This is a genomic window from Bacteroidota bacterium (assembly GCA_016713925.1).
GTDB lineage: Bacteria > Bacteroidota > Bacteroidia > AKYH767-A > OLB10 > JAJTFW01.
On record JADJOH010000007.1, the window covers coordinates 1,437,850 to 1,455,955 of the forward strand.

At 36.4% G+C, this 18,106-nt stretch carries 18 protein-coding genes and 1 pseudogene; 18 read left to right on the forward strand and 1 reads right to left on the reverse strand.

The window, feature by feature from the left end:
• Positions 1-123: 123 nt before the first annotated feature.
• Complete coding sequence (locus IPJ86_14330; GenBank protein ID MBK7888403.1) at positions 124-891, reverse strand: YdcF family protein; 768 nt, start codon at positions 889-891, stop codon at positions 124-126.
• A 364-nt stretch (positions 892-1,255) separates the two neighbouring features.
• On the opposite strand from IPJ86_14330, the gene mnmE reads away from it, so the two are divergent.
• From mnmE to IPJ86_14420, 18 genes and pseudogenes are all read left to right on the forward strand, one after another.
• Positions 1,256-2,659 carry a tRNA uridine-5-carboxymethylaminomethyl(34) synthesis GTPase MnmE gene (mnmE, locus tag IPJ86_14335; GenBank protein ID MBK7888404.1) on the forward strand — a complete coding sequence of 468 codons (1,404 nt, stop codon included), beginning with the start codon at positions 1,256-1,258 and terminating at the stop codon, positions 2,657-2,659.
• Between the two features lie 204 nt (positions 2,660-2,863).
• Complete coding sequence (locus tag IPJ86_14340) at positions 2,864-3,967, forward strand: site-specific integrase (GenBank protein ID MBK7888405.1); 1,104 nt, start codon at positions 2,864-2,866, stop codon at positions 3,965-3,967.
• A gap of 18 nt (positions 3,968-3,985) precedes the next feature.
• Entirely contained in the window at positions 3,986-4,759 is a 774-nt protein-coding gene (locus tag IPJ86_14345; GenBank protein ID MBK7888406.1) for a hypothetical protein, read from the forward strand.
• Between the two features lie 189 nt (positions 4,760-4,948).
• Complete coding sequence (locus IPJ86_14350) at positions 4,949-5,254, forward strand: helix-turn-helix domain-containing protein (protein MBK7888407.1); 306 nt, start codon at positions 4,949-4,951, stop codon at positions 5,252-5,254.
• Between the two features lie 301 nt (positions 5,255-5,555).
• Positions 5,556-6,611 carry an AAA family ATPase gene (locus IPJ86_14355; GenBank protein MBK7888408.1) on the forward strand — a complete coding sequence of 352 codons (1,056 nt, stop codon included), beginning with the start codon at positions 5,556-5,558 and terminating at the stop codon, positions 6,609-6,611.
• A 386-nt stretch (positions 6,612-6,997) separates the two neighbouring features.
• The gene (locus IPJ86_14360; GenBank protein ID MBK7888409.1) at positions 6,998-8,008 is read left to right on the forward strand and encodes a WYL domain-containing protein; all 1,011 of its coding nucleotides are present in this window, start codon (positions 6,998-7,000) and stop codon (positions 8,006-8,008) included.
• A 65-nt stretch (positions 8,009-8,073) separates the two neighbouring features.
• Positions 8,074-9,318 carry an N-6 DNA methylase gene (locus IPJ86_14365; protein ID MBK7888410.1) on the forward strand — a complete coding sequence of 415 codons (1,245 nt, stop codon included), beginning with the start codon at positions 8,074-8,076 and terminating at the stop codon, positions 9,316-9,318.
• Positions 9,315-9,821 (forward strand): hypothetical protein, encoded by a 507-nt coding sequence (locus IPJ86_14370; protein ID MBK7888411.1) that lies wholly within the window; start codon positions 9,315-9,317, stop codon positions 9,819-9,821. Before IPJ86_14365 ends, IPJ86_14370 begins: the two co-directional genes overlap by 4 nt.
• 2 nt (positions 9,822-9,823) lie before the next feature.
• A complete protein-coding gene (locus IPJ86_14375) occupies positions 9,824-10,654 on the forward strand; it encodes an ATP-binding protein (GenBank protein ID MBK7888412.1) in 831 nt (276 codons plus the stop codon).
• Positions 10,647-11,828, forward strand: coding sequence for a hypothetical protein (locus IPJ86_14380; GenBank protein ID MBK7888413.1), 1,182 nt, complete (start codon positions 10,647-10,649; stop codon positions 11,826-11,828). Before IPJ86_14375 ends, IPJ86_14380 begins: the two co-directional genes overlap by 8 nt.
• A gap of 4 nt (positions 11,829-11,832) precedes the next feature.
• Positions 11,833-13,685: pseudogene (locus IPJ86_14385) on the forward strand (SAM-dependent DNA methyltransferase).
• On the forward strand, positions 13,682-14,743 hold the full coding sequence (locus IPJ86_14390; GenBank protein MBK7888414.1) for a restriction endonuclease subunit S: 1,062 nt from the start codon (positions 13,682-13,684) through the stop codon (positions 14,741-14,743). Before IPJ86_14385 ends, IPJ86_14390 begins: the two are co-directional and overlap by 4 nt.
• Before the next feature lie 101 nt (positions 14,744-14,844).
• Entirely contained in the window at positions 14,845-15,381 is a 537-nt protein-coding gene (locus tag IPJ86_14395; protein ID MBK7888415.1) for a hypothetical protein, read from the forward strand.
• A 117-nt stretch (positions 15,382-15,498) separates the two neighbouring features.
• Positions 15,499-16,083, forward strand: coding sequence for a hypothetical protein (locus tag IPJ86_14400; protein ID MBK7888416.1), 585 nt, complete (start codon positions 15,499-15,501; stop codon positions 16,081-16,083).
• A gap of 116 nt (positions 16,084-16,199) precedes the next feature.
• Positions 16,200-16,760, forward strand: a complete 561-nt coding sequence (locus IPJ86_14405; GenBank protein MBK7888417.1) for a hypothetical protein — start codon at positions 16,200-16,202, stop codon at positions 16,758-16,760.
• A gap of 44 nt (positions 16,761-16,804) precedes the next feature.
• Positions 16,805-17,428, forward strand: a complete 624-nt coding sequence (locus IPJ86_14410) for a hypothetical protein (GenBank protein ID MBK7888418.1) — start codon at positions 16,805-16,807, stop codon at positions 17,426-17,428.
• Position 17,429: 1 nt separating this feature from the next.
• A complete protein-coding gene (locus IPJ86_14415) occupies positions 17,430-17,843 on the forward strand; it encodes a hypothetical protein (protein MBK7888419.1) in 414 nt (137 codons plus the stop codon).
• Positions 17,822-18,106, forward strand: a 285-nt coding sequence (locus tag IPJ86_14420; GenBank protein MBK7888420.1) for a hypothetical protein, incomplete at its 3' end; no start/stop codon positions are given. The genes IPJ86_14415 and IPJ86_14420, both read left to right, overlap by 22 nt.

The following is an 18,106-nucleotide window of genomic DNA, read 5'->3' on the forward strand; positions in this document are numbered from 1 at the left end:
ACCATTCCATTATCCATTCCATCTTCAAATCAGCCCATCTTCAAATTTTCAAATCAAAGTTATTCTTTCGAAGCGGGATTAATTCGCATTAAATAAGTACTATTCAAAAAGAAAATTATTTTATCAACAGTATCCCATCATTTTATACATCACCAATCCAATCCACTCGTGCAGGAGCATATCCCATTGCGAGAGGCATTCGGCGTCGGGTTGTATGATTTTATCGAGGGTGTGGATGTGTGGTGCAGAGCGGGTATCGACAGGGAAATCAACGACTTTTAATCCGGCTTTTTCGAAGCACATCAACGAACGACGCATGTGGAAGGCTGAAGTGATGAGGAGAAATTTTGTTCCGTTCTTGCCATCACTCAACATTTCAGCAGAGTGAATAGCATTTTCATAGGTATTGCGCGATTCATTTTCCAGAATCATATCTGCTGCAGGAACACCGCTTTTCAACAAAACTTCAGCGATCAATTTTGATTCCTTCCAATCCTTAAAATTCACATAACCCGAACCACCCGAAAGAAGAATTTTTTTTATTTTACCATCGTGATACAGTTGTAAAGATTGCAATAACCGATCAACACTCAGCGAATAAACCACTCGCTTACTCACCGGATCATAATACCGCATACTCCCTCCCAGCACGATACCCACATCATAAGGCGTTTTAATCTCTTCACTGCTATACGCCTTCATTTCCCAGGCATAGGTCACCTTTTCTACCAACCATGGATTCGTAAAAATCAAAAGTAAAATCACCACCGCTTTCCTCAAACGGGTTTTAACTTTCGCATTCTTAACTACAAATGATAATAAAATACAAATCAATATCCATGACAATGGAGTGATGAAGAAGTCAAGAATTTTTGATAGTAAGAAGAACATTTTAAATGTTTAAAGTTTAAAGTTCAAGGTTCAAGGTTTAAGGTTTAAGGTTTAAGGTTTAAGTTTAAGGTTTTCACTCGCTCTGCGAACGCAGGCGATGTGATCCCGTCAACCCTTGTGTTGACGGGAAAGGTTTACCATGAAGCGTATCGCTTTTCGCGATCCTGCTGCATGGTTTAAGGTTGAATTTCTTTCCCAGTGAGCGGAGCGAACGTTCCTCTAAGCGGGTGAAGCAGATCCCGCCATAGGCGGGAACGCTTCACGCGTTCCCCTGCCGGCTAAAATAAGGATTAGGAGGGAATTTATTGGTTATAGTAACAATTTGAGAATGAAATCGAAATTGAAATAGGCGTATCTTTGCTCCATGCATCTCCCTTCCAGAAATGATACCATTTGCGCCCTGGCTACTGCACCCGGAATGGCGGCTTTGGCGGTGATTCGAATTTCCGGTCCGGGGGCGTTTGAGATAATATCGAAGCATTTTGAGACAATGAAGGGGAAAAGGAAAAATTTTACAACACTTCCTCCCTACTCCATCCACTATGGAAAAATCATTGAACAAGACCATGTAATCGATGAAGTGCTCGTCAGTATTTTCAAAACACCACATTCCTTTACCGGTGAGGATATCATTGAAATTTCCTGTCATGGGTCGGTGTACATCCAGCAAGAGTTGTTGGGGGTGCTGCAACGAGCCGGAGCACGATTGGCAGAACCGGGAGAATTCACCCTTCGGGCCTTCCTCAATGGAAAGATAGATTTGAGTCAGGCAGAGGCGGTGGCGGATCTCATCTCGTCTCAGCATGCTTCCGCCCATAAAGCGGCCTTACAACAGCTCAGAGGAGGCTATAGCAGCACTATTCAGGACCTACGTCAGCAACTCATCGATTTCGCCTCATTGATCGAACTCGAGCTTGATTTCGCCGAAGAAGATGTGGAATTTGCCAACCGCGATAAACTGGAGTCACTCGTGAACGGTTTATTGACTGAAATACGGAAACTGCAACAGAGCTTTGCCTCGGGCAATGTCATGAAAACAGGAGTACCAGTCATCATTGCCGGAAAGCCCAATGTAGGTAAAAGTACTTTGTTGAATGCCTTGTTAAACGAAGAGAGGGCCATCGTAAGTGATATTGCCGGCACCACCCGTGATATCATCGAAGACCACCTTGTCATTGACGGCATAAAGTTTCGCTTCATGGATACAGCGGGCATTCGCATGACGGAGGACAGCATTGAGAAAATAGGTGTCGAGCGAACGATGCTGCAAGCCGGAAAAGCTGCTGTGCTGATTTATGTCTGTGATCCGGAGCAGAGTGATGCAGCTCAAGCTCAACAAGAAATTAACGAGTTAAGGGAGAAAAGCGGCAATGCCGATTCCCCTGTCATTACAGTAGTCAATAAAAGTGATAAGTACGATTTCGAAAAACTCCTTCATCAATATGCAAATCTCCCCGGACTCGTATTACTCTCGGCGAAGGAGGTCCGAAACATAGAAGAGTTAAAAGCGAAACTGGCGGGAGCTGCCTTACTCGGCGGAGAAAACGGCGAACAAACCATCATCACCAGCGCGCGACATGCCGAAGCATTGCATATGGCAGCAGAGGCTCTGGAAAAAGTAATCGCCGGCATCCACCAACACCTCCCCACCGACCTCCTCGCCTTCGAACTCAAAGCCTCTCTTTTTCATCTCGGACAAATTACGGGAGAGATTTATACGGAGGATTTGTTGGGTAATATTTTTAGTAGGTTTTGTATTGGAAAGTAATTTGTTTTCCTTTATTATATAAATCATTGTTTTTCTATACTATACAAATATTATTTTCTTCTTTTTTGTTGTTTCCTTTCTGTTATTTGTCTTATTTTTGTTGTCAATTTGTTACTGAGCAACAAATTTTATGTTTCCAGCAACAAATTATTGATAGCTCATCAATAGGACAAATAGCAATAACACGTATAACCACGATAAATCATGAAAATCACAATACGAGAAAGAATAAGGGGCAATAAGATAAAACTATATCTCGACTGCTATCACAAAGGAATACGCAAGAATGAATCTCTAAATCTGGAACTTTTCCCAAAACCTGACAAAGGTAGTTTAAGTAAAGAGCAGAAAGAAGCAAACCGAGTTGCGAGATTAATGGCTGAGAAAATCAGTGCCAAAAGAATGCTTGAATATCACAATGACTTTCATGGATTTTCAACCCCAAAAAATCTGAATGGCAACTTCATCGATTATATTGAACATTTGGCGAGTATTAAGAATAATAGTGATGGAAACTTTGGAAACTGGGATAGTGCAGTAAAACATTTAAAGAAATATGCTACCGGAAAGGTTTCTTTTAATCAAGTAGATCAATCCTGGCTGGAAGGATTTAAAAATTATTTGCAGAAAAAGGCTGTAACATCTTCACAAAAGCCTTTGTCGCAGAATACGCAGTGCAGCTATTTTAATAAAGTTAGAGCAGCATTAAATCAAGCATTCAAAGAGGGCTTGATAAAAAAGAATCCTGCAGATATCGTAAGCAGCATTAAATCTCACGATCCGGAAAGGAATTTCCTTACCATGGAAGAGTTGAAGGCTTTATGGAAAACAGATTGCGAGATTCAAATTCTTAAAAACGCCTTCCTGTTTAGCGCAATTACAGGCTTAAGATGGTCTGACATTAATAAAATGGTATGGGCTGAAGTACTAACCGATGCTGACCACTACTCTATCCAATTTCGTCAACAAAAAACTAAAACTATGGAAAACCATCCTATATCTAAACAGGCTTTCGAGTTACTAGGCAACAAAGGAGAATTGGATGAAATGGTCTTTAAAGGATTAAAATACAGTGCCTGGTATAATTTAAAATTACAACAATGGGTAATGAGAGCCGGAATTAGCAAGCAAATCACTTTTCACTGTGCAAGGCATACCTATGCCACTTTACAATTAACAGCCGGAACAGATATATATACCGTTTCCAAACTTCTAGGTCATAAAGACTTGAAAACAACTCAAATTTATGCCAAAGTCATTGACCAGAAGAAAATTGATGCAGCAGAGAGGGTAACAATTGAAATCTAAAAATACACCCCAATCAATATGAAAACGCAAACAACTCAAGATTCAGAGCATTCAATACTCTTTGACCTAACAAAATTTGAAAGTGATTCCCACTTTATCAAGTTTATAACGACTGATATTTTTATTGGCGAAACTTTCCACAAACAATTTTATTTGCCTAACATAGAACACTCGGCCATAAATAAATTATTGAGAAAACACAAAATAGATACTGAACTGGACAAGTATTTTTACTGGAGTTTTATCTGCTTTGACTGGCTTAAAGAACATCACATTGATAGCAAAGAATATTCTGAAAAACAAGTAACTTTTTTCCGAGGATTAAAAGACTATTACGAATTGTTATCCCAATTGAATAAAGATCAGATAACCTTGGTAGAAGTAATATACACCTTTAAATCATCATCCAAAAAAAAGCAATCAATTTTATTTCAAGATGGTACTATTTTGGATCTAATAAAAAAAGAAACAAACAAAACTCAAGCTGAGGTTGAACTTCAAAAGGTAGAAAAAATACTCAAGAATTATGTGAATGGTTCTACTGCGTTGACTAGCAAAAAAGAAATACTCATTATGATACATGTTTTAAACTTGCGTGAAATTTTAAAAAATCAAAGGTCACCTGCCAGTAAAAAGCAGTTTAACAGTGAAAGTATAAACTATCTAGTCGGAAACCTAATGCAACATGCTGGTATTATTAAAATTACAGAAAATGATTCGAAAAAAAGCATTAGTGGTAACGTCAGAACAAGGATTAACTCCTTCAATAAAATGATAAAAGAGGGTAAATAAGGGCTTTTGTGGTATCACCTTTTAACAATTGTGAACTTTTTCTCGATCCGGAAAAACATATAGCATTTCAATATTTCTACAAAAAGCACATTAAAAAGTGGATTTTTTTAAGTGAAAATTTATTTTATTTTTTCCACAAATTTGGCTTTTTCTCTTCCTTTCTTTGCGAAGTCAAAACAAAAACGCAAAATGAATACTCAGCAAATCTTAAATGAACTTACCGAAATTAAAAAAGCGATTGAGGAACAAGGCACCTTTTTCAAACCGGTACTAAATTTTGAAGAAACATGTAAGTATCTTCAATTTAGCAGGTCACACCTGTACAAACTTACATCAAGAAAAGAGATTCCTCACTTTTGTCCCAGTGGCAAGAAACTTTACTTTAATAGGGAAGAATTAGATCATTGGCTACAACGTTTTAGGCAAAAAGCAACTGAAGAAATTGACGTAATGGCTGAAGACTATGTAAATAAGAAAACTGGAACAGCCCTTTAGAAACTTGTAGACCAACAAACTTATTAAAATTTTGACCTAACATGTAGAAAAGGTCATACCCCCTTTTCCAAAAATCTCATCTCACTTATTGTATTTCAAATAAAGCCCATAACGGGTCATGGAAATCCTATGCTTAAAAATTAACTAGAAAAAATAAATGAAATCATAAATAAACATGTGTAAATCGACACTATTTGAAAATTTCATTACTCCCATTGCTAATGATGACAAATCACAAACACCGCCAAACAGCGTGTTTAAAAACATATTGCCCATAAATTAACATAAACACTTCATAAAAATGAAAAAGGAAAACACATCAATTCTAAATGCCAAGTCAGATTTTGATCTTAATACTTCAAACGATAATCCTCGATTTTCTGATTCGGTAGAGAATCTATTAGAAGAATTTAAAGATCATAAAACAAATCCTTTTATTTGGTCCGGAATAATGAAAGGCTCATTTGGCTTCGTCTATGGTCCACCCAAGTCCGGGAAAACAATCTTCTGTGAAAATTTGGCTTTGGCCATTGCAAGCGGCGAGTCAACCTTTTTCAATATTCCAATTCAATTAACGCGTCAAAAAACCCTATTTATATCCATGGAAGAACGAATTGAACCCAGGTTAGAAAGAATTGAAAAACAAAAAAAGCACTTAAAAACACCATTAAGGAATAACCTGAATCTTTCCAGGGGGGAATTACCAAATTGGATTTGTTGTCCATCAGAATGGGAAATCCTCAAAAAATCTATAGCAGAAAGCGGAGCAACCTTTGTGGTTATTGATAGTCTGGGTAGATTGCATAAAGGAAAAATTGAAGAAAGCGATGTTGCAAAAGAAATAGCGATAAAACTAAGAACTCTAACTCATGAGCTTAAAATAACTTTATTAGTTATCCATCATACCCCTAAATTAAATGGAAAACCAATTACATTAGATAGTTTAGCAGGAAGCAGGTTGCTCGCCCAAGAAGCAGATTTTACGTTTGGAATAAATAGAACACAAGATGGTATACGATACTTAAAAGAAGTTTCCTTCAGATATAAGTCAGAGGACGCAGAGACGGTCGGTACATTTAAAATTAACGAAAACTGTATCATTGAAATTGGGGTTAGAATCTCAGAAGATTCATTATTAAAACAATCGGATAATAGATATAACGACATCAATTTACAAAAAGTCTTCAAACTGATAGAGCAATTAACTGAAAACGGAAAAAAAACCGTAGCTACCCAGGAACTTAAAGATGATTTAGTTAACAGTGGTAAAATTAGCAGCCCCACATTCTATAAACATATAAAAACCTTAGAAGGAAGTGGTAAAATAAAAAAACTCAAAAAGGTGAATATATCATAATACCTTAACTAACTTAATTTACTAAAAAAATTAAAGAAGAACTTTTATTATCCTCATGAGAAAATGATAGGTTTAAAGTTTTCAAAACCTGTCATTTTTGAATGAGGCGCCGCCGGCAGGGCCTATCCTAGAACACAAAAAAATACTTATTCTGGTGGTCTTTAATATTATTGATTTAAGTAAAAAATTAATATATGTAACTGTATATCAATTATATATAATTTAATTTGTAAATTAAGCTAGTTAAGTTAATAAGAGTATTTCACAATATATTTGTTTCTTAATGGAATGCTACCAATATTAGCTGAATGAGATAGAAATATTGATCCATATCGTTTGAATATTTCCTCTCAAGTGAAACCTGAAAATAAGTAAAATTAATATTTGTGGCAACAAATAAACATGCTTTGATTAGATACCATGCTTTGGACCAGTGTTTCAGTAACCCTGGGAAAAGGTATTTTATTGATGACCTTATAGCTGTATGTAATGATGCCTTGTATGCTTATACCGGGGCTTCTGAAGGGGTAAAAAGAAGGCAAATATTTGAGGATATAAAATTCATGGAAAGTGAGCAAGGCTGGTCTGTGCCTCTTGAGCGTTTTAAAGATGGCAAACAAGTATATTATCGTTATTCCGAAAGGAATTATTCGATAAAAAACCAAGTTGTAAATGAATCAGAAGCTAAGCAGTTAAAGGAGACTTTATCAATTCTCACAAGATTCAAAGGCATGCCTCAATTTGAGTGGATGGAAGAAATGCTTATTAGAATTGAATCCGCATTTAACCTAAAGGATAGCACTAGCGTCATAGTAGGATTTGAACATAATCCATACTTAAAAGGCTTAAACCACTTTACAGAAATATTTAATTCAATCCACTACAAAAGGGTGCTCAAAATTGAATATCAAGGATTTAAACAAATTAAGTCATCACAAGTAATTTTCCATCCTTATTTTTTAAAACAATACAACAGCAGGTGGTTCCTTTTTGGCTACAATGAAGCCTTTAATGCTATTAGCAATTTAGCCTTAGACCGTATAGTTAGCTTAAAAGCCATCGGCAAGAAATACCAAGAAAATGATGCTATAAACTTTGAGGAGTATTTCGATGATGTAGTTGGTGTAACAGTTTCAGAATCGTATAAACCAATAATAATCCAACTGGAAATTGCAAAATCCCTCTGGCCCTATATTGAAAGTAAACCTATCCATGGATCTCAACGAATCATTTCTAAAAAACAAAGCAATGTCATTATTGAACTCGAAGTACACATTAATTATGAATTAATAACAACAATTTTTTCTTTCGGTGAAGGGATAAAAGTACTGCAACCGGAAGAAGTGCGGGTCGGTATTATGAACAAGGCAAATGCCTTATTAAACAACTATTTATAACCTATGCACATCCACTGCACACATACCATTCATCTTTGCTTCGTCAAATTAAATACTTATTTTTTATGATGAAAGAAATTAAGCCAGAAGATAATAATCCATTAGCAGAATTGAAAAACAACTTTTGGAAGGCAATGAACCTATTTAGAGGTTTTATTGATGTTAAAGATTATTCCTTTATTCTATATCTTTTATTGCTAAATAGAAATGGTATTTTTAAGGATTTCATATTTTCTGATGAATATGATTTGAAACAACAATTTGAATCTAAACTGCAAAATTTAAACGGTGAAACTGGTGAGTTTCTAAAAGATATTTACCGTTTGTATCCTAATACCTTAAAACATTTAAACCCTGGATTGCTTCATGAACTATTTAAATTTATTACTTCAATAGATCAGAATGTTTTAGAAAATCACTTCGGTGAAATCTTTGATGACTTATTATTTATGCTGTCAAAGTGGCAAGGGCGTTTTGCTGGTGAATTTATGTTGCCTTTGGAACTAAGTAGATTTGTTTGCGGTTTAGCAGAATTACCTCCTAATGCAAAAGTGTACAATCCCTTTTCCGGTGCAGCATCTTTTGGTACTTGTTTGGATAATGATAAGTTCTATATTGGTCAGGAAAGTAATTTTAGCTTATGGGCAATTGGCAAAATGAGAATTATAGCTCATGACAGAGAACGTAATTCCAAATTGTTTTTTAGTGATTCCATTCATGATTGGAATCCAACAAAGAAGGTTGAATCAAGCAAGCCGGAAGACATTCTATTATATACATCTACAAAAGATAAATTTGATTTAATAATTTCAAATCCGCCATTTGGCGTCAGAATTTCTTCACCAATTAATGGTCAATTTGGAAGTATAAGAAATTTCGAACAATTTCTTATCGAAAACGGACTAGCTGATTTAAAGCATGATGGAAAATTGATTGCTGTATTGCCTCAGCGATTTTTATTCAGTGCAGGTACGGACAAAATTCTTCGTCAATTTCTGGTCGATAATGATCTATTGGAAAAAGTAATTTCCTTTCCGAGTGGCTTGTTGATTCATACCGGTGTTTCTTTAGCAGTAATTGTTCTCAATAAGAACAAAAAGGAAAAAGGCGTTGTGCGTTTTATTGATGCAAAGCAATGTGTCGAAATTACTTCGGCTAGAGAAAGGCACTTAAATGATAAACTACTAAGCAATATTGTTAAAAGCTCATTAGAATCTGAAAGTTTAAGAATTATCTCAAATAGCACGATAAGTTCCTTTGAATATAATTTGGATGTCCCTAGGTATTTTCTAAAAAATACGATGGAGTGACTTTAGGCGAATTAGGCACCTTGATGCGCTCTCAAAGAGCCGCTGAAGGTCAAAAGGGAAAATTTATACGTATTCGGGATTTAAAAGATAATGCTATAGATTATCAGATTTCAACAGGTATTTTGGACGATGTGGAGATTCCTCGTCATGCACAGAAAATAACTGAGTCTTGTTTGTTACTGGCAAGTCGCTGGAAATCATTAAAGCCCACTTTTTTTGAATATACAGACACCTCTATTTATATAAGCGCGGATATACTTGCTTTTAAGGTTGATCAAACTAAATGTGATGTATTTTTTTTAATTAATGAGCTTAATTCTCGTTATGTTTCTGAGCAACTTGATTCATTGAGAACCGGTGATATTATACCAATGATCCGCAGGGAAGATTTGCTTTCAATTGTTATTTCATTACCATCGCTCGATGATCAAAGCCTCGATAAACAAAGAACAATTGTTAAACAAAGGTTAGTTGCTTTATCGGAGGAAAAAAGAAAGAGCTAAACTTGTTTAACACGATTCATGGATTAGAAACAGAGATAATTGAACAAAACACGTATTTGCGCCATACATTAGCCGGTCCTTCTTCCAACTTAAAGGATTCTATATCCAACATCAAAAAGATACTCCTCACTAAAGTGATTCCTGCTCATCCTGATTTACTTGAATTAAAAATTAGCGATAAGCATTTGGTCACATTAGGTGAGTACCTTGAAATTATTGAACGAGATGCTTCAAAGATTGTATCCGCTGTATCAAGTCATTTGAAAGTTGATTCGGGTATTGATGCAAAAAAACTAAGGCCAATGGAAATAACTGACTTTTTTGTTAAATATACAGCTGAGTATAATGATAGACGCGACTTGAATTTTAAAGTTGAATTTACGTATGATAAGGAAGTTTTTATTGATCAGAATGGCGAAAGGATAAAAACATTCATTTCGGCCAATGATGATTTAGTTCGTGATCTTTTTGATAATCTTATTGACAATGCGGTCAAACATGCATTCTCTTCTGAAAGCAATAATCGAATAGAAATATTTCTAATGAAAAACACTGATAATGAAGATCAGGATGAGATTACCATTTTATTTTCTAATACTGGCAATCCTTTCCCCGAAGATTTTACCGCAAATGATTTCATTCGTAAAGGTTCTAAGTTTGGCACTAATTCAGGCGATGGATATGGCGGTTATTACATTAATGAAATAATCAAAAAATTGGGTGGCGATTTTGAAATAATAGATGAAACGGGTCCTGAAGGGCTGCCTGATACTGAACTTGTCACCAGTTTTGAAATTAATTTTCCAATAATTGAAACCGAAGAAAATGGCTAAATACAAGGTGATTTGGTTTGAGGATGAACATGATGCACTTAATATTATTAGAGAAAAAGCTTTTCTAAACGACATTGAGTTAGTAGGTTTCACTAACGCATATGATGGTATTGAAGAGCTTAAAAACAATCCAAAGAAATATCGTGCAGCCATTGTTGACGGAAAGTTTTATCAGAAACCAGGTCAGTCTGGCGATGTGCTTAATGACAAAGCGCTATTTGATGCGGGTACTTTTTTGACTAAAAACCTACCCTGGTTTATTCTATCCGGTCAAATTAGTTTTACTAAAGAGACAAATAGATTTGCTGATGGCTTCAATAAAAGAGTTTATGATAAATTGAATGAGGAAGATTTAATTTCCTTATGGACCAATTTAAAAGATGCTGCCGACCAAGAAGATGAAACCAAAATTCTTAACAGCTATTATAAAGTATTTGAAGTTTGCGATGAAAAGTACATTGGAGTTAAATATCAAAAAACATTATTGCAAATAATTTCAAGCATACAAAAACCGGAGCAACAATTTGATGATGAGTTGTATTTTACTCAAATCCGAATTATGCTTGAAGCAATGTTTAGATGCGCAAATAAAATTGGATTACTACATGACAATTGTATTGATGGTAAGGGTAAAGTAAACCTTACAGAATCAAGTCTGTTTATGGCTGGCGAGCCAACAAAGTTTTTAGAAGTTAAATGTGCTATTCCTCACTTCAATAAAATTATCATTGATGCTGTTAAATCCGTTTTATTTATTACAGGCGCAGCTTCACACACTGTTGATCCTGAAATAAAAACCAATATTAACCTAGTTGAATATCGTAAAACTGTTAATACGCCTTACTTACTTTATGGTATTGCATTTCAATTGATGGATATTTTAATTTGGTTTAAAAAATACTCAGATGAAAATCCAGATATACTTAAAAACAAATCGCATTGGGTAGCCCTGAATACCATTACTGCATCAGGCGATTGGATGGCCGGAGAAATAACCAGAATAGCTCCGAATGGATATGGTACATTTCAACCTTCAGGCGGAGGGAGTGCATTAAGTATTATTCCTGCAAAAGTGGTTGAGTTTAGGTTAAAGGAGAAACAATTTATTGAAGTCTTTACCAAACTGGACAGTGCAGGAACAAAAATATTAATTCATGAAATAAGACTAAAGTAGATATATGACAGCAGACCAACTTTAAGAATTAGAAAACACCCTCTGGCAGGCAGCAGACAAGCTACGTGTGGATAGTGGATTGAAGGCCAGTGAATATGCAACGCCTATTTTGGGTTTAATATTCCTGCGGTTTGCATCTATCCGTTACAACCGTATCAAGCCGGAAATCGAGGCGGAATTAAAAGCCCAGAAAGGCAGCCGTATGCAGCAAAGCGAAGCAGAAATTGCAATAGCTAAATGCGGATTTTATTTGCCTAAGGAAGCTCAATACGATTACTTACTTGCTTTGCCAGAAGAAGAAGACATTGCCAAGGCCATCAAACATGCGATGGAAGAAATCGAGAAGTATAAGCCCGAACTACTCGACAGCCTACCCAAAGACGAGTACTTTAAATTGTATTCACCAGATGACAGAACCTTACCCAAATCGTTATTGAAAATATTTGCGAACATTCCCGAAGATGCAACTGGTGATGTTTTTGGTAAAGTGTATGAATATTTCCTGAGTGAGTTTGCACTGGCAGAAGGACAAGGTGGCGGAGAGTTCTTTACGCCAACTTCGGTAGTAAAGCTGATGGTAGAAGTAATAGAACCTTATAAAGGAACCATCTTCGATCCGGCTTGTGGTAGTGCAGGCATGTTTGTGCAAAGCTCCTATTTCGTGGATAGAAGAAGAGAAGAACTGCATGATACCGACACCAAAGACTTGATGGTTTATGGTGCAGAACGAACACCGGAAACGGTGAAATTGGCCCGGATGAACATTGCCGTAAATGGTTTGCGTGGCGAAATAAAACCTGCCAATAGCTATTATGAAGACCCCTATAATAGTTATCAAAAGTTTGATTATGTGATGGCCAATCCCCCCTTTAATATAGATGATGTAAACCTCGACCGGGTAAAGGGCCAAACCCGTTTTAATGAATATGGCATACCGCAAAACAAAACCAAAAGTGCCGCCAAAAAGGGCAAGGTTAAAGATGTCAATACTGTACCCAACGCCAATTACCTCTGGATTAATCTATTTGCTACTTCATTAAAACCGACAGGCAGGGCGGCTTTGGTAATGGCCAACAGTGCCAGTGATGCCCGGAACAGCGAAGCCGATATTAGAAAGAACCTGGTTAAAAGCGGTGTGATAGATGGGATGCTTACGCTACCCAAGAATATGTTTTACACCGTTACACTGCCTGCTACACTTTGGTTTTTTGACAAGAGCAATGCAGGTATTGAGCATAAAATATTGTTTGTTGATGCCCGCAATATTTTCAGGCAGGTTACCCGTGCCTTGCGTGAATTTACGGAAGAGCATATACAAAACATTGCCACCATTTTCCGTTTGTTTCGTGGCGAAACCGACCGCCTCACTTTTTTATTCAATAAGTATAAAGCCCAAGCTGATGATTATGCCAACCAAGCCTCAGCTCAGCTAAAAGTAGTGGACCTACTCAAAAAGAAAAGCCAGAAAACACAACGGATAGCAAAGCTGAAGAGAGAGACGTTAAGCGTTGGGGAAAACTGGTGGAGGAAGCCGAAAAGCAATACAAGGCTTTACACGATAAGCAACTTTATTTTGAAGCACCAATACAATGGCTGAACGAACGCTTCCCTAATGGCGTGTACGAAGATGTAACCGGCTTATGCAAGGCCGCTACTTTTGCTGAAATAGAAGAACAGGACTGGAGCATGAACCCAGGCCGCTATGTGGGTGTAGTGATTGAAGAAGATGGATTGACAGAGGAGGAGTTTTTGGCGGAGATGAAGGACAGGCATCAAAAACTAAAAGAACTAAGTATCAAAGCCACGGAATTAGATAGTACAATAATTCATAACTATTATTCACTTTTTCAACAATGAAACGAGAAATACCGAAGTTAAAAGATTATTGCATTAAAATATCCAGTGGAGGCACTCCAAGTAGGGATACAAATGAATACTTTGAGAATGGTACTATTCCATGGGTTAAATCCAAGGAGCTCAAGAGTAACATTATCTTAAAAACCGAAGAGAAAATTACTTTGCAAGGTTTAAAAAATTCATCCACAAAATTGTACCCTATTGATACCGTATTGTTGGCAATGTACGGTGTGAATATAGGACAGGTTGGCTACTTAGGTATTGAGGCAACTATAAATCAAGCCATTTGTGGAATTATTACAAATAAGAAAATACTTGACCCAAAATTTCTATACTATTATTTAACATCAATCCCATCATATTTTGATTCTGTTTCATTTGGTGCGGCACAACAGAATATTAATCAGGATTTAATTAAAAATTTAAAAATCGAAATTCCTGAACTTATAACCCAACAACTCATCGCCTCCATCCTCTCTGCCTATGATGATTTAATAGAAGTAAACAACCAACGCATCAAACTGCTGAAAGAAACAGCCCGTGAGTTGTACAAAGAATGGTTTGTAAGGATGCGGTTTCCGGGGTATAAGAAGGCGAAGTTTGTGAAGGGGGTGCCGGAGGGTATTGGAGAAGTCAAGTATTTCAAAGATTTTATAAAACTTAATCGAGGATTTGATTTACCTGAGGAGAAAATTAAAGAAGGAAGCTATCCAGTTATTGCTTCTACCAGTATAAAAGGATATCACAATCAATATAAAGTAAAAGGCCCTATAATAACGACTGGCCGTTCAGGTAGTTTGGGAACAGTTCTTTTTGTTAATCAAGATGGCTGGCCATTGAATACTTCACTTTATGTAAAAGATTTCAAGAGCAATGAACCTTTATATCTTTACTATACATTGAAACTTATAGATTTTGAATCGTTCAATACAGGTGCAGGTGTGCCGACACTAAATCAAAATCATTTACACAAATTAAAAATGTGGGTTGCAGATGAAGTACTTCAAAAGAAGTTTAAAAAATGGTTGAGCCAATGTTCCAACAAGTTGAGATTTTAAATCTACAAAACACCCAGCTCCGCCAAATTAGAGATAGTTATTGCCAAGATTGATTAGTGGAAAGTTGGAGGTGAAGGAACTAAAACAAAATTTAATTCAAGATGTCAAAAGTTAACCTCAAAGAATATATTCATCCTAAAATGGATTTGTTGTTTGTTGCTTTAAATGCACCAGAGGTATCAAATGCAAATGCACATTGGTTCAGTTACAATTTAAGCTTTTGGAATTTGCTATACAGAGCTGGTCTTATTACTCAAACCATTTCAAATCCAATGGAGGGAGATATTAAAGTATTTGGAAGTACCGAAATCAACTATGAAAACTGGATATTTGGTGTTACCGATTTAAACCGCGAAGTTGTTGCTACCAAAAGTAATCAAGTAATAACAGATATCAATCAGGTAGAAAGAATATTATCAATTATTAAAAACAATTCTGTTAATAGAGTTTGTTTGATGCATTTTATCGTGGCAGAGGAATTTGAGAAACACGGAACCATAGTCAGAAATTGTCAGGATAGAGAAAATGAATTTGGGATTGTAGGCGAATATAAATCAACGGTAATTTATGAAGTGCCGTTTCATAGCGGCAATTCTATTCCAAATAAGGAAATTTATTATTCAAAATTAATAAGCTAATGGCAACAATATTCTCAGTCAACCATAGGATAACCTTCAAATGCAGCCAAAAAATAGATCGGCTATTGCAGATATTAATAAGGGGGAAGTTGGAGGTGAAGGGAAAAGGAGGTGAAAATGGCTAAAGTGATTTGTTTACTTCAATCAAAAACCGAAAATATAAGTTATACCGAATTACAACTTTTACAACAGGAATATTATAGCTTGTTAAAAAACAAATTTCAACCACCACCTAAAACAGGTGATTGTATTGAAATGATTCAATATTTAAAAAGAAAAGACGAGACTCAACCTTTCAAAATTGGGCCTTATGAAAACATAACGCCTTTTGAAGCTGCTAACCGTATTGCGTCAGATCTGGTAATAATTAAAGGATTGCGTCAATTAATTATGCTGGACAAAATATCTTCAAAAGCAACATTTACGCTGCGGTTAGGAACTAAGCATGAAAAGCAAAAAGGTGATTTTTCAATAATAACAAGTAAAAATTCTTATGAAGGGGAAGCATTTAATGTAGCACCCTCCTTTTATAAAGACAAATTGAACCAAACGCTAAGTAAATGGCGAGCAATTAAGAAAGAACATCAAATTCAATTGAAATATATGCTCATCAATAATGAAGCTGTTAAAGATAGTGATTATCAAAGGCTGCATACAGAGGGTATTAAATTAATAGGAGTAAAAGATTGGTTTAAAAAATGAAAATATTCAACTCCGCCAAATCAGATACGGGCTGATACCATTACCAAGATTGATTAGTGGGAAGTTGGAGGTGAAATCAAATAATATTTTTAAAAAAAAGAACAAGATTAATCAGTATGGCAATAATAGGCTGGATAGACTTTTCAACCAACGACAGAAACCGGGTAGGCTCGGTTTTAGACCTACTGCGTCCGGAAGGCATGGTAGATGAGTTGGGTATGGGTACTATCCGTGATGCCTTGGCCAATCAGTTATTTCCGGGTATCTCTACCATCCAAACCCGGGCTAAATACTTTTTTATCATACCCTATATTTTATACGAATATCAAGCCACCAAGTCAGCACAACGCAGAGGCAAAACACCATCTAAATTTCTGGAAGATAGAGAGTACGAAATTATGTGGGCATTGGCTGAGAAATATGAGTATCAGGAGGGCAATGGTGTTATAGGTATCAGTAAACATAAGCCAAACAAAATCGTAAGGCGGCCATCTGCCATTTATTGGAATGGCTTGTACACCTATCAATTCATTAATACGAACGGGTTGGCAGCAGATAGTTTTTTAAGACAGTCTGTCAATCCTTCAATGGAAACATTACTTTCCTCAGTGCAGCAAGGGGATGATACTACAGGCGATGATGCCGATGCTGAGCATGAGAATGTGTATTTAAGATAAGGGTATCACCTAAACTAAACTGGAATGAAAATCTAACACTTGATTTGGATAAAGAGGAGGCTGAATTTTTTCAGGACCGCATACTATCCATTGCCAAAGGCAAATTGATTGCCGAACTCTTGCAACAAGACAAGCTCTGGAAAATATTTATTCAAGCTGAAAACTTTATGCAGTTTGCGAAAGCGTCGCTGTCACTTCCACTTTCAGATAAGCTGAAAGCAATGCTCATTTTAGCCCACGATTTTTCTGAATTAATGTATGGAGCACATTTGGCATACAACTGCCAATTGCACCACAAGGTTTTTAACAGCGATCACTTTGACGATGATTTCCAGGAGTGGATAGACGGCATTGAGGATAATATGCTCGACTATTCCAACTTCAATCCCGATATACTATTCAGTTACGCCACCACTACAAAGTCAACAACAGTCCAGTTTGTAAAAGACTGGTGGAAACAAACACAAAACGGATGTAAGGATGTAAAGAAAAGAGATACCCTGATAGAACAACAAGAAGCGATGGTAAAAGGTGGCAAAGCCCGTTTGCGTTGGAAAAAAACAGATGATGTAAAAGAAAACAGCTGGATTGGGCTAACCTATTTTGATTATCGCTTCTTTCAGGCACGAACCATTTTAAAAGACATTAGAACAGGAATAGATAACTAAGATGCTGCACCCGAAACACAATAGAATAGATTATGGCGATCAACTCATACCACCTGATGGGTATGAATTGGCCTATGCTATTGGCACATCTTATTCCTTAGACCTCGAAGCTCTGATGATATTACCTGTGGCTTTGTTTTATGCTCAAAAATTAGATAGTAATGCGGATGAATTGAGATACGATATGCTGGATGCCATTACTAAGGCAGCAGATAAAATAAAAGTGTACTATCAAAACGGACAGTTGAAAGTACCGCAGAAATACCATCACCTGATGGCCTACTGGGAAAAGGGCATTCAGCCCGTAACCATGCCTCACCATGCAAGTTCATTTCATCCAAAAGTTTGGGTAATCAGGTATGAAGGCAAAGGTTTAGCCCTAAGTATAGGGTATTGGTTACAAGTCGCAATCTAACCTTTGCCCGTGATTGGGATATGGCTTTTGCAACAGATGGTGAAGTGTCGGACAAAGAGCAGCCTAAGAATAAACCATTAGTCCATTTTTTACAATACCTGAATACTACTGGCAAGAAAACTATACCGGCAGCATTTCTAAATGATTTACTAAAAGTAAAATTCGACCTGCCTGAAAAATTTGATGCCTTCAAATTTGTTCCGATAGGCATACCTAATACAGAAACAAGTAAGCCTTATACCAACCCAATTACAGCGGCCAAA

Excerpts from the sequence above, each read along its gene's own strand:
- IPJ86_14330 (MBK7888403.1), bottom strand. The coding sequence starts at position 891 with ATGTTCTTCTTACTATCAAAAATTCTTGACTTCTTCATCACTCCATTG.
- mnmE (MBK7888404.1), top strand. The coding sequence starts at position 1,256 with ATGCATCTCCCTTCCAGAAATGATACCATTTGCGCCCTGGCTACTGCA.
- IPJ86_14340 (MBK7888405.1), top strand. The coding sequence starts at position 2,864 with ATGAAAATCACAATACGAGAAAGAATAAGGGGCAATAAGATAAAACTA.
- IPJ86_14345 (MBK7888406.1), top strand. The coding sequence starts at position 3,986 with ATGAAAACGCAAACAACTCAAGATTCAGAGCATTCAATACTCTTTGAC.
- IPJ86_14350 (MBK7888407.1), top strand. The coding sequence starts at position 4,949 with ATGAATACTCAGCAAATCTTAAATGAACTTACCGAAATTAAAAAAGCG.
- IPJ86_14355 (MBK7888408.1), top strand. The coding sequence starts at position 5,556 with ATGAAAAAGGAAAACACATCAATTCTAAATGCCAAGTCAGATTTTGAT.
- IPJ86_14365 (MBK7888410.1), top strand. The coding sequence starts at position 8,074 with ATGATGAAAGAAATTAAGCCAGAAGATAATAATCCATTAGCAGAATTG.
- IPJ86_14380 (MBK7888413.1), top strand. The coding sequence starts at position 10,647 with ATGGCTAAATACAAGGTGATTTGGTTTGAGGATGAACATGATGCACTT.
- IPJ86_14390 (MBK7888414.1), top strand. The coding sequence starts at position 13,682 with ATGAAACGAGAAATACCGAAGTTAAAAGATTATTGCATTAAAATATCC.
- IPJ86_14395 (MBK7888415.1), top strand. The coding sequence starts at position 14,845 with ATGTCAAAAGTTAACCTCAAAGAATATATTCATCCTAAAATGGATTTG.
- IPJ86_14400 (MBK7888416.1), top strand. The coding sequence starts at position 15,499 with ATGGCTAAAGTGATTTGTTTACTTCAATCAAAAACCGAAAATATAAGT.
- IPJ86_14405 (MBK7888417.1), top strand. The coding sequence starts at position 16,200 with ATGGCAATAATAGGCTGGATAGACTTTTCAACCAACGACAGAAACCGG.
- IPJ86_14415 (MBK7888419.1), top strand. The coding sequence starts at position 17,430 with ATGCTGCACCCGAAACACAATAGAATAGATTATGGCGATCAACTCATA.